This window comes from Streptomyces niphimycinicus (assembly GCF_018883605.1).
Lineage (GTDB): Bacteria > Actinomycetota > Actinomycetes > Streptomycetales > Streptomycetaceae > Streptomyces > Streptomyces niphimycinicus.
Window position 1 is genome coordinate 1 of the sequence record NZ_JAHLEM010000687.1, and the last position, 11,499, is coordinate 11,499.

General features: G+C 70.7%; 11 protein-coding genes and 3 pseudogenes. 7 read left to right on the plus strand and 7 right to left on the minus strand.

The window, feature by feature from the left end; genetic code table 11:
- Positions 1-205 (plus strand): annotated as a pseudogene (locus tag KN815_RS40195) (IS110 family transposase); the annotation flags it as partial.
- Positions 206-348: 143 nt separating this feature from the next.
- On the opposite strand, the gene KN815_RS40200 reads toward KN815_RS40195, so the two are convergent.
- On the minus strand, positions 349-654 hold the full coding sequence (locus tag KN815_RS40200; protein ID WP_253209545.1) for a hypothetical protein: 306 nt from the start codon (positions 652-654) through the stop codon (positions 349-351).
- A 50-nt stretch (positions 655-704) separates the two neighbouring features.
- Here KN815_RS40200 and KN815_RS40205 point away from each other — a divergent pair, with 50 nt between their 5' ends.
- Positions 705-1,358, plus strand: coding sequence for a hypothetical protein (locus tag KN815_RS40205; protein WP_216346740.1), 654 nt, complete (start codon positions 705-707; stop codon positions 1,356-1,358).
- A 14-nt stretch (positions 1,359-1,372) separates the two neighbouring features.
- Here the strand turns inward: KN815_RS40205 and KN815_RS40210 are convergent, their stop codons facing one another.
- The 3 genes and pseudogenes from KN815_RS40210 to KN815_RS40220 all read right to left on the minus strand — a co-directional run bounded on the left by KN815_RS40210 (position 1,373) and on the right by KN815_RS40220 (position 3,243).
- On the minus strand, positions 1,373-2,281 hold the full coding sequence (locus KN815_RS40210) for a phytoene/squalene synthase family protein (protein ID WP_216346741.1): 909 nt from the start codon (positions 2,279-2,281) through the stop codon (positions 1,373-1,375).
- A 180-nt stretch (positions 2,282-2,461) separates the two neighbouring features.
- Positions 2,462-2,635: pseudogene (locus tag KN815_RS52450) on the minus strand (iron chelate uptake ABC transporter family permease subunit); the annotation flags it as partial.
- Positions 2,608-3,243 (minus strand): TetR/AcrR family transcriptional regulator, encoded by a 636-nt coding sequence (locus KN815_RS40220; RefSeq protein ID WP_216346742.1) that lies wholly within the window; start codon positions 3,241-3,243, stop codon positions 2,608-2,610. The gene KN815_RS40220 and the pseudogene KN815_RS52450, both read right to left, overlap by 28 nt.
- 110 nt (positions 3,244-3,353) lie before the next feature.
- Between KN815_RS40220 and KN815_RS40225 the strand changes: the two are divergent.
- Both KN815_RS40225 and KN815_RS40230 read left to right on the plus strand, forming a co-directional pair.
- A pseudogene (locus KN815_RS40225) lies at positions 3,354-3,992 on the plus strand (zinc-binding dehydrogenase); the annotation flags it as partial.
- Positions 3,993-4,064: 72 nt separating this feature from the next.
- Positions 4,065-4,886 (plus strand): maleylpyruvate isomerase family mycothiol-dependent enzyme, encoded by an 822-nt coding sequence (locus tag KN815_RS40230; RefSeq protein WP_216346743.1) that lies wholly within the window; start codon positions 4,065-4,067, stop codon positions 4,884-4,886.
- Between the two features lie 117 nt (positions 4,887-5,003).
- Here the strand turns inward: KN815_RS40230 and KN815_RS40235 are convergent, their stop codons facing one another.
- Positions 5,004-5,696 carry a ribonuclease H family protein gene (locus tag KN815_RS40235; RefSeq protein WP_216346744.1) on the minus strand — a complete coding sequence of 231 codons (693 nt, stop codon included), beginning with the start codon at positions 5,694-5,696 and terminating at the stop codon, positions 5,004-5,006.
- A gap of 248 nt (positions 5,697-5,944) precedes the next feature.
- On the opposite strand from KN815_RS40235, the gene KN815_RS40240 reads away from it, so the two are divergent.
- Positions 5,945-6,775 carry an endonuclease I family protein gene (locus tag KN815_RS40240; protein ID WP_216346745.1) on the plus strand — a complete coding sequence of 277 codons (831 nt, stop codon included), beginning with the start codon at positions 5,945-5,947 and terminating at the stop codon, positions 6,773-6,775.
- Between the two features lie 119 nt (positions 6,776-6,894).
- Positions 6,895-7,635: a type 1 glutamine amidotransferase domain-containing protein gene (locus KN815_RS40245; RefSeq protein ID WP_216346746.1), complete on the plus strand. Its 741-nt coding sequence runs from the start codon at positions 6,895-6,897 to the stop codon at positions 7,633-7,635.
- A gap of 510 nt (positions 7,636-8,145) precedes the next feature.
- On the opposite strand, the gene KN815_RS40255 is transcribed toward KN815_RS40245, so the two are convergent.
- Positions 8,146-8,907 carry a class I SAM-dependent methyltransferase gene (locus KN815_RS40255; protein ID WP_216346749.1) on the minus strand — a complete coding sequence of 254 codons (762 nt, stop codon included), beginning with the start codon at positions 8,905-8,907 and terminating at the stop codon, positions 8,146-8,148.
- A gap of 71 nt (positions 8,908-8,978) precedes the next feature.
- Positions 8,979-9,407 carry a VOC family protein gene (locus KN815_RS40260; RefSeq protein WP_216346747.1) on the minus strand — a complete coding sequence of 143 codons (429 nt, stop codon included), beginning with the start codon at positions 9,405-9,407 and terminating at the stop codon, positions 8,979-8,981.
- A gap of 427 nt (positions 9,408-9,834) precedes the next feature.
- Here KN815_RS40260 and KN815_RS40265 point away from each other — a divergent pair, with 427 nt between their 5' ends.
- On the plus strand, positions 9,835-11,328 hold the full coding sequence (locus KN815_RS40265; protein WP_216346748.1) for an AlkA N-terminal domain-containing protein: 1,494 nt from the start codon (positions 9,835-9,837) through the stop codon (positions 11,326-11,328).
- Positions 11,329-11,499: the final 171 nt, after the last annotated feature.

Below are 11,499 nucleotides of genomic sequence, written 5' to 3' on the forward strand. Positions count from 1 at the left end.
ACTCTCCGCCATGCGGGTTTCGCCCGGAGCCAACGCCCACTACAAGCACCGACGCGAGCGTGGGGACTGGCACGCCGGGGCCCAGCGGCACCTGTTCAACCGGATGATCGGACAGCTCTACCACTGCCTGCAGAGCCGACAGCTCTTCGACGAGCAACACGCGTTCACCTCCGGTCCTTCAGTGGCTCTGGCCACGGCGGCTTGACTTGTTACGCACGCGAGATGTCTCTCTGGTGCTTCGCCGGGTGGCGCGGCGGTCACCGCGCCGGTACGGGACGGCGAGTGATCATGATGGCGTTACGCAGTCTGCCGTATGCGGCGTATCCGTCGGCAGGCCCTGAGGCCCTGTCACCGATGCGCGTCGCGCAGCAGGGTGTCGACGGTGCGGTCGACGAAGGTGGTGAGTTCCGGCGCGTCGTGGCGCCCGAAGCCGTCCGGCCGGCGCAGTCCTTCGCGTTCACATGTCTCGATGGCATCGACCCACTGCCGCCACAGCAGACGGGCCGGATGGGCCTGGCCGGGCTCGCCGAAGCTGGACGAGTTATGACCGAACATCGGGCGGATGACCCCGCGCTCGGCGCGGGCGAGCTGGTCCTTGTCGGCGAAGCGCAGATACATGCTCTGGGCGGCCATGCCGACTTCGCGGGCCTCCACGTGGCAATCACGCGGATGTACCATCCAGCACCAACGTGGTGTGCGCCCAGATGAGGGAGCTTGTAGTGGACACTTCTGCCGATAACACCAGCCTGAAAACCCAGTACGCGGCTCAGGTGGCCGCCGATCTGGAACGCAACTCCGCAGAGCACGAGCGACTCAGCTCCGAAATCGCCTCACTGCAAAAGCAGTTGGCGGTGCTGGAAGACAACCGGACACTGCTGCTCAGCATGCGGGAGACTCTTGGCGACGACGCCATTGGTGGCGCACCGGAGAGTGGTGGCGTCAGCGGCGCTGGGGATGGTTCGTCCGCGACACGGGAATCCGCGGCGCCGCCTGCCACCCGCAAGCCCAGGAAGAAGGCCGACGCGGCCGGCGGAAAGCGGAAGGGTGCGGAGTCGGCCGACAGTCGCGCGAGCCGCAAGCCGGTGCGCGAAGCGGGTGCGCCCACGCTCCGGGAGCTGGTGCGCGATGACCTCACCCAGCATGGCGAGCCCCGCTCCGCAGCCGAGATCACCACCACTCTCACCCAGGCTCTTCCGGGACGCGACATCAAGCCCACGGTGGTGCGCAGCACCCTCGAATCACTTGTCGCCAAGGGCCAAGCACACCGCACCAAGCAGCAGAAGTCCGTCTTCTACTCGACCGCCACCCCGGACGCGGACACCGGTGCGGCCGAGCCCGGCGAGGCACGCGCCTCCTGAGAAGCGTGCCACGTTCAGCCCGGGTGACGGGCGCGGCGGCGCTCCCGGAGCAGCACCCGTGCGGTGGTCGGCAGCGGAGGACGGGCGGGCGCGCGGAGGACACCGGGGCCCTTGGCGGCGGCTGCCATGGCCGTGAGCTGCTCGATCTCGATCATGGCACGGAACAGCGGGCGGCCCTCGGGCGGCGCGAGGCCGACCAGGCTCCGGCTGGTGGCCAGGCACTGGTGGGCCTGGCCGAGCAGATGCGCCAGCAGGCTCCGGGTCCCGGGGGTGTCCTGGGCGTTCTCCAGGTCGACGCGGGTGACACCGTGCGCGTCGAGGGTCTCCCGCACCAGATTCAGGCGTCCGCCGGCGAGGTCCTCGGACAGGTCGTTGACGAAGTCCAGGCGCTGGCTGCCGTCGATGTACGCGCGGCATGCCTCGCGGTAGCCCACCGGGCTGTCCTCCCCGGCGATCAGGCCCGCGATCAGCATGAACGCCGGTAGGGCATACGCGTCGACGTAGCGCTGGTAGTCCGCTTCGGTGGCGAATCCGGTGAACTCCAGCTCCAGTGGGGCCGCGTCGAGGAATGCCTCGACCCGGTCGCGCAGCCCTGGGTGCGCGGAGACGGTGTGCAGCAGCGGCCGTACGGCGGCATGCTCGCTTCCGCCACCGGCCAGGCCGTCACGCACTTGCTTCGCCCACTCCGCGAAGGCCCCGGCACGCTCCTCGGCGGGGCCGCTGTCGAGGAGTGTGTCGGTGTGATGCATGAAGGCGGTCGCCGCGATCAGATGCGGCAGCAACGGCGGGGGCAGCAGCAGGCGTGCGGCGAGGTAGGAGCTGCGCCGGTAGCCCGCCACCAGTTTCCGCTGGTGCGTATAGTCCTCCCGCAGCCGGGGGTCGCTGATCCCCGCGGCATCCAGCGCCTTGCCCCACAGGCCCATGCCCGACCCTCCCGATGTCTTCCCCCGTACGACCACCCGGTGGCACTCCGCACCGGCGTGTGAAAACGCCGTACCCGCGTGCCGCCGTCCGCGGTAGAGGCTACCGTCGGCATCCCGCGCCACCAGACCAGACACCGGACACGCCTCGGTCTCCCCTGCCACGCCACTTCGACGCGCGCCCTAGCGGCGGCCGCATACGAGCAGTTGGCGGAAGTACCGCGTGCCGATCACCGCGGTCATCAGGCCGGCATCGAGCTGGGCCGGGGCGATCACGGTGCGGCCCAGCAGGGCCCGGGCCGCGTGCGGTGCCGCCAGGCTCGGTGTCTTCACATGACCTTGCCTGGCGCCGCGGGTGACAACCGTGCCACCGGCGGGAGCGGTGAGTGCTGCGGCGAGGCGCGGAATGCCTGGATGACGAGCGCGGCGAAGCGCCGGGAGGCCGCGACCCGGGCGGTCTTCGAGATGGTGTGGATGCCCCTGTTGGCCATCAGCATGAGGATCAGATCGTCCAGGACGAAGTCGGGGCGCAGATGGCCGGCGTCCTTGGCGCGGTTGGCCAGTTCGGCTATCGACCGCAGCGCGTACGCACGCTCCGCGGCGAAGTCCATCGCCTCGGGGAAGGTCGACATGAAGGCTTCGGTGAAGCCTCGGCTGCGGGCGTGCAGCTCACAGGTCTTCTCGATCACGAGGCAGAACCCACGCCATGGATCCGGCTCGGCAAGCCCCTCCTCGACAAGGACGTGGCATGCGCGCATCTCGTCCGCGAAGGCTTCGGTGGCCAGCATCTGCTTGGTCGGGAAACGGCGGTACAGGGTGGCCGGGCCGACCCCGGCGTGCCGGGCGATCTCCCGCATCGGCACATTCAGACCTTCGGTGGCGAACAGCGCACGGGCCGCGTCGAGGATGCGTTCACGGTTGTCCAGGGCGTCGGAGCGCAGGGGGTGAGGCAAACGGTCGGTCACCGCTCTCACTTTAGCCAACCGGACGGGGGCGTCCGTTAGCGTCCGAGTCCGAAGGCATGGAAGCCCGGCGCTTCTCCGGGGGCCGGGGCGGCCGGTCCCGACCCTTCCCCCCAGCGAACCTGTCGCCTGTCGACGCGGTGACGCTCGGGAGCTCCGGAGCGGTGGCCCACTTCAGCCTTGCCCATGCCCACTTCACCCCTGGCGAGTCGGTGCTGGTGCGCGGCGCGGCCGGCAGCATCGGGATCATGACGGTCCAGCTCGCGGCTCGCGGCGGTGCCGCCGCGGTGGCGGTCACGACGTCGTCGGCCGAGCGTGGCGACCGCCTGCGCAAGCTCGGCGCGACCCATGTGCTGGACCGCTCCGGCGAAGGGGAGGGTGGCGAGGACGCTCCCGAGGGCTACGACGTCATCATCGACATCGTCGCCGGTGCGGATATGCCGTCCTTCTTCGCCAAGCTCAACCCGAACGGTCGCATGGTGGCCGTCGGCATGGTCGGGGGCCCGCCGCCGGCGGACTTCGGTATGACGATGATGGCCGCGTTCCGGAAGTCGATGTCCTTCGCCACCTTCAGCGCCGACACCGTGGCCGAAGCCGATCGGCGTGCGGTGCGGACCGAGCAGTTCGCTGCCGCGAGCCGCGGCGAGCTGCCGATGGTGGTGCATGAGGTGCTGCCGCTGGAGGACGCCGTGCCGGCGCACCAGAAGATGGACGCCGGTGAGGTGTTCGGCAGGATCGTGCTGACACCGTGATCGTGGCGGCCGTGGGGCCGTGACAGGGTACGTACCCCGGGGAAGTGCCCCGGCTCGGTGCGGGGAGGGCGCGTGGAATCCGTGAGCGGGCAGGGCGACGGCGGCACATGGCCCTCGGGGCTGGACGAGGCGATACGCGCCACCGCGGCCGACATCGCCACAACGCTGCGCGGCGCACCCGACACCGGGGCTCCGGTACCCGGGTCACGGTGGACGGTCGGGGAGGCGGCGGCGCATCTGGCGCAGGCCAACGAGCTGATGGCGCACCTCGCGGACGGGAAGACACGCAGCTACGGGGACGGCACGCCGCACGGGCTGGCCGAGGCCAACCAGCTCGCGCTCGCCGCGTTCGCCGAGCGCCGGGCCGAGCCGCTGGCCGCCATGATCGTGGAGCAGGCCGATGCCTTCCTCAGGTCGGCGGCCCGGCCCGCGTCGCCCGGGGAACTGGTCACACCGATGGGCCCGATGAGCCTGGACGTACTGGGGTCGTATCTGCTGACCCATATGCTCGGCCACGGCTACGACCTCGCCCGTGCGCTGGGCCGCCCGCATATGCTCAACCGGGCCCGGGTCGAGCTGACCCTGCCGTTTCTGATCACGGCCATGCCACGGGTGGTCGACACCACGGCCACCGCCGGGCTCACCGCCCGCTTCACCATCCGGCTCAGGGGTGGCGCCCGCTTCGGCGCCACCTTCGCCGACGGCGCGGTGACCGTCACGCCGGATCCGCCGAGCCGCCCGGACTGCACCATCCTCACCGAGCCCGTCGCCTTCCTTCTGATGGCGCTGGGCCGCCTCGGCCCATGGGGCGCCGCCGCCAGGGGCCACGTCCTCGCCTGGGGCCGTAAGCCCTGGCTCGCCCCACGGTTCCCCACGCTCTTCACCGCGCCCTGATCCGGCCGGGGAGCGGACCGGATCGGGCTGAAGTGGACTGGCCTGGCCTGGCCTGAGCTGCACTGGGCTGGGCTGGGCTGGGCTGGACCGGACAGACCGCCGCGGACGCCCCGTGGCTCAGGTTGCGCAGGCCGGATGGCCCCAGCCGTCGGAGTTCTTCATGATCGTCTCGCCCTTGGCGTAGGGCGTGCCGCAGCGGCACCGGCCGGGGAACTTCGCCTTGATGGACGCCTTGGAGCGGGTGCCTGTCCCCCGCTGCGCCGTCGTCGTACGCGGGCGCGCCGTGCCACCGCGGCCCGCTGAGCGTGTCGCCGTCTGGGCCTCGGGCGGTGGCAGGGCGGAGCCGAGCGAGGTGCCCGCGGGCTGCTGGGTGCGGGCGGTGTGGCTGGCCGCCTGGTCGGCGGCCGCGTTGAACGGGTCACCGTCGACCTGGTGCGCCGGAACATAGACGAATTCCACCTTGCGGCCACCCAGAAGCTCGTCGATACGCATCACGAGTTCGCGGTTGGCCACCGGCGATCCCGAGGAGGTCTTCCACCCCTTCTTCCGCCATCCGGGCAGCCATGTGGTGACCGCCTTCATCGCGTACTGCGAGTCCATGCGGACCTGAAGCGGCACGGCCGCGTCGGTGGACTCCAACAGCCTTTGCAGCGCGGTGAGTTCGGCCACGTTGTTGGTCGCGGTGCCCAGCGGCCCGGCCTCCCAGCGCTCCAGCGCACCGTCGGTGCCCGCGATAACCCATGCCCAGGCCGCGGGCCCGGGGTTTCCCTTCGATGCCCCGTCACACGCGGCGATGATCTGTTCAGCCATACGTCGATACTGCCAGCACTTCCCATCCGGCACCGCGGAGACCCGGTCCTCGTCGGCGGCCTGCCGTCCGCCCCGGTCCTCCCGTGGACCACGGGGCGTTCATCAGATCCGCGCCGAACGGGCACACTATGTACACGTGTTCGGGCTTCGCGCATGGGAATCTCCCAGAGCTTGTGCCTTGAACATCCGTACCCGCGGCGCCGGTTGGCGGTCCGGGTACTCGTCTAGGAGAGGACACCCCCCACATCATGTCCACTCATCGCCCGAGCCGATCACGGCGCCTGTCCCTGCTGGCCGTAGTGGCCGTGGCCGGTATCGCCGCCCCGTCGGTCGCCGCCGCCAACACACCGGCCACGACCGACACCAACCGTCCCACGGCCGTGCAGGCGCTGGACGACACCTACTACCAGGACGCGATGGGCAAGAGCGGCCCGGAGCTGAAGGCCGCGCTGCACACGATCATCAGCGACCAGACCAAGGTGTCCTACGACGAGGTATGGGACGCGTTGAAGTCCACGGACGAGGACCCGGACAACCCGTCGAACGTCATCCTCCTCTACAGCGGCCGCTCCCAGTCCAAGGACGCCAGCGGCGGCAACCCCGACGACTGGAACCGCGAGCACGTCTGGGCGAAGTCGCACGGTGACTTCGGTACGGCCACCGGGCCCGGCACCGACCTGCACCACCTGCGCCCCGCCAACGTCAAGGTGAACAGCATCCGCGGCAACAAGGACTTCGACAACGGCGGCCAGGACGTGCCCGACGCCCCCGGCAACCGCACCGACGACGACTCCTTCGAGCCCCGTGACCAGGTCAAGGGCGATGTCGCCCGGATGATCCTCTACATGGCCGTCCGCTACGACGGAGACGACGGCTTCGCCGACCTCGAGCCCAACGACAACGTCGACAACGGCTCCGCACCCAACATCGGCCGCCTGTCCGTGCTGAAGGAGTGGAGCGCCGAGGACCCGCCCGACGCCTTCGAGGAGCACCGCAACCAGGTCATCTACGACAGCTTCCAGCACAACCGGAACCCGTTCATCGACCACCCCGAATGGGTCGACTCCATCTGGAAGTAGCCCGAGGCCCCGCCGACGCCCCTGCCCCGGCGCAACGCACCGGGGCAGGGGCGTCGGCCGCAGTGGCCACCATGCCATCCGGCTCCGGACACCCATGGCTCCTGTGGTAGGCAGTCCCCGTGCGTATTCTCTTGCCGCTGCCCGACCGGGACTTCGACGTCACCGAGGTGGCCGTGCCCTGGAAGCTGCTGACCGACGTCGGCCATGAGGTGGTGATCGCCACCGAACACGGCGACGGCCCGCCGGCCGCCGATCCGCTGCTGATCACCGGAGTGCTCTTCGGGCAACTCGGCGCGGAACCCGAGCCCAAGGAGTTCTACCGGCAGCTCACCGAGGCGACCGCCTTCCGCCACCCCCTCGCGTGGGCGGACCTCGAGCCCGAGGCGTACGACGGGCTGATCCTGCCCGGCGGCCACGCCCCGGGGATGCGCCAGTACCTCGGCTCCGATGTCCTGCGCGAGAAGATCGCGGAATTCTGGCGGCTGGACCGCCCGGTCGGCGCCATCTGCCACGGCGTCCTCACCCTGGCCCGCACCAATGACCCGGCAACCGGCCGCAGCCTCCTCGCCGACCGGCGCACCACCTGCCTGCCCGCGTACATGGAGCGGACCGCCTACTACCTCACGGCCTGGCGCCGTGGCCGCTACTACCGCACCTATCCGGCCTACGTCCAGGACGAGGTCGTCGCCGCCCTGGACGACCCCGCCCAGTTCGAACGCGGACCCATCGAGCTGCGGCGCCGCGGCACGGCCACCGACGACGCCCCCGCCTTCGTCGTCCAGGACGGCCGATACCTGTCCGCCCGCTGGCCCGGCGACGCCTACCTCTTCACGCGGCGCTTCGCCAAGATGCTCACCTGAACGACCCTGCCCTCCCCAGCAGGCCGGCACCGACAATGTCAGTCGGCCCCGACACCCGAGCGGAGTGTCAGGGCCGACGGTGAATGCCCCCAGGCTCAACAGCCCTTAGTCATCAACGCACTTGGGGTACTTCGAGCCCCGGTTGCAGTCGTGGTAGTCGTACTTGCTGACCCGGAACTTCTTCTCATCGCCGCCCTTGGCCGGATCAACGACCAAGTAGAACTTCTTCCCGTCCTTGACCTTGTCGGTGACTGTCCCATCAGGACCCCGGTCAAAGTCCTGCGCGCACCCGGCGAGTGTCAGGGCTGAACATGCCAGGAGGGCAAGGGCAAGGCGACGCATGTCGTGCTCCGATCAACGTGAGAATTGCGAGATAGTCTAGGGGTATCCGGATCATGCGCAGGCCAGGGGTGTCGCCGTGAGGCACTACGGTGCCTGCTCGCCCGCCACCTGCTTCCAGCGCATCAAGACGTGGAAGGAGGTGGCGGGGAGTCCCCCGGCCGCACAACGTCAGGGACGGAGCGCGACCAGGAGATCAACCACGTAGGTCTCTTCCACCTCCTCGCGGGGAAAAATCCTGCCCAGCCGCTCCCGCTCGTCGACGAAGAACGCCTCACGGTCAGCCTCTTCAAGGACGAGGAACGCCGATCGGCTGCCGATGTTGGCGAGATGCGTGTCCAAAGAGACGGTGCGGCTCCAGCGCACTTGGCGGCGCTCAACTCGCAGCCCCGTCAGCCCCGCCAGCCGGATGGCATCGCTGTCCGACGGGCGCACCGCAGACCGTGGCCTCACCCCGCAGTGGTGCGCGATACGCCCGTGCTGCTCGCGGATCCACGGCACGTCGAAGGCCGTGGTGTTCCACCAGATCGCCAGCGCACCGCCCGCTCGCAGCACACGCAACGCCTCCGGGACAGACCGGCCGGGATCGGTCCACTGCCATGACTGGGCATACGTGATGAGGTCGCAGGAAGCCTCGGCCAGCGGCAGCGCGTTACCGTCACCCCTCACGACCGGCACCCCCGGGAGCGCCTGGTGGAACTCACCAGCCATCGCCTCACCCGGCTCGACAGCGATCACATCAGCACCTCGCTCCCGCAGCAGCACGCTGGCGATTCCGGTGCCCGCGCCGACATCGGCGACCCGGGCACCAGCCAAACGACGGCCTGCGAACTCCTCGACGCAGTCGAAGAGCACGGCTGGATACGAAGGCCGACTCGCCGCGTACTGAGCCGCGGCTACATCGAACGACTGGGCGCGCGAACTGACGGTCATACCCTCATCATCACCTCCCCGCACCAAACGCTCGACCACCGCCAACCCTGCGATCGTTTCCGGTCACAGCGCTAGGGCCGGATATAGGGCCGGGTGATGATCTCCATGTTGTGGCCACCGGGATCGTCGAAGTACGCGCCGCGGCCACCGAAGAGATGGTTGATCCGTCCGGGGTCGGTGTGGCCGGGGTCGGCGTAGTAGGTGACGCCGACCGCTTCCAGGCGGGCGATCATGGCGTCGAACTGCTCATCGGGCACGAGGAACGCGTAGTGCTGCGGCTGTATCGGCTCGTCGCGCTTCTCGTAGTAGTCGAGCGTCACGCCGTTGCCGAGATCGATGGGCAGAAACGGGCCGAACGGGGCGCCGACCTCCACTCCCAGAATCGCGGCGATGAACTCGGCGGACAACTGCCGATCGTGGGCGTAGACGGCGGTGTGATTGAGCTGGACGACGGTGGTCCGGGGCTCGGAGTCGTGCCGGGGCTGCGTTGGGTTGGGCATTTTTGTGTGTCTCCGCATCGTGGAATCCGCTGGGACCGGCGCCATGTACGGGCGCCGGGAGGAACGACACGGAGGAAGGGGCGGGCCTCTGGCCCGCCTCGGGCTCACGCCGAGGCCGGGCGCCTCACTCGTGCGTGGCCCATGGCCGACCCGGCAGTCACCTCACCGACTTTAGCAGCGCCCGCCCGTCGGGCCCCAGGGGCAGTTGGCGGTGGCGTAGGGCCGTGACGCGGTGCGCGGGCGCTCGTCGATCCGAGACCATGCCCGAAGGTCACGTTGTCCGGCCCGGCATGCCACCGGGCCCCATCGCTCGCTCCCGGCCGCGTCCCTCCTCGTGTCGCCCCTCCCCCACGCCCACGCGGCCGGGAGCGCCATGTCCGATTTCCGCCAGCACGCTTCCCCTGCCAGGGCGCACAGTGGAGGTGTGATGAGCGACGACAGCAGCTACGAGGCGGTGTGCAGCCGCGACGCACGGTTCGACGGCGAGTTCTTCTTCGGTGTCGCCACCACCGGGATCTACTGCCGGCCGAGCTGCCCCGCGACCACACCCCGGCGCAAGAACGTCCGGTTCTTCCCGACCTCGGCCGCCGCGCAGGGCGCGGGGTTCCGGGCCTGCCGCCGCTGCCGTCCGGACGCCGTGCCCGGCTCCGCCGACTGGAACGCGCGGGCGGACGCCGTCGGCCGTGCCATGCGGATGATCGGGGACGGGGTGGTGGACCGGGAGGGGGTGGCCGGGCTCGCGGCGCGGCTCGGCTACAGCGCCCGGCAGGTGCAGCGGCAGTTGACCGCCGAGCTCGGCGCCGGGCCGGTCGCGCTCGCCCGTGCGCAGCGCGCGCACACCGCGCGGATCCTGCTCCAGACCACCGCCCTGCGGGCCTCGGAGATCGCCTTCGCGGCCGGGTTCTCCAGCGTCCGGCAGTTCAATGACACGCTGCGCGAGATATACGCCGCCACCCCCACCGAACTGCGTGCCGCCCGGCCCGCCACGTCCTCCCTGTCCGGGCCCGCGGTGGCCACCGGCGGGGTGCTGGGGACGAACGGCGGGACGGCCGGGGTGCCGCTGCGGCTCGCCTATCGCGGCCCGTACGACACCACGCAGGTCTTCGACTATCTCGCCCGGCGCGCCCTCACCGGCCTGGAGGAGATGGTGGGCAGCCCGGGCGCCCGCACCTACCGCCGCACCCTGCGGCTGCCGCATGCCTGCGCCATCGTCGAGATCGACGAACGGCCCGGTGACGGCTGGCTGGAGTGCCGGCTGCGCCTGACCGAGCTGCGCGATCTGACCACCGCCATCCAGCGGATTCGGCGCCTGTTCGACCTGGACGCCGATCCGTACGCGGTCGCCGAGCGCCTCGGCGCCGATGCCGCGCTCGCGCCCCTGGTGGGCGCGCGGCCGGGGCTGCGTTCCCCGGGCACCGCCGACCCCCATGAACTCGCCGTGCGCGCCGTGCTCGGCCAGCAGGTCTCGGTGGCGGCCGGGCGTGTGCTGGGCGATGCGCTGGTCGCGGCGTACGGGAAGCCCCTGGCGCGGCCCGACGGCGGGCTCACGCATCTCTTCCCGCGCGTGGCGGACCTGGCCGAGGCACCGCTCACCGAGCTCGGCATGCCGGAGAGCCGACGCGCCACGCTGCGCACGCTCGCCACCGCGCTCGCGGACGGCACGGTGCGGCTGGACGCGGGTGCCGACCGCGACCGGGCCGAGAAGGAGCTGCTGGGGCTGCGCGGCATCGGTCCATGGACGGCCGGTTACGTCCGGATGCGGGCGCTGAGCGACCCCGATGTGCTGCTGGAGTCGGATGTCGCCGTCCTGGCCGGGGCCCGCGGCGCCGGAGCGCATCTGGAGGACTCAGAGGGCTGGCGGCCCTGGCGCTCGTACGCCATGCACCACCTCTGGAACGCCCCGCGGGCCCGGCCCGAGTGAGCTACCGCGCGCTGCCGGGCCCGCCAAGCCGGCGGCGGTGACGTGTGCACGGGAGAGGACGGGGCACCGCAGTGCGCGCCGCCACCCCGGTGCGCGGGCTCAGCCCGCCGCCAGGTCGCGGACCCTGCGCAGCCCGGCGGTGACATCGGCGAGGGTCGCGCAGTCTCCCAC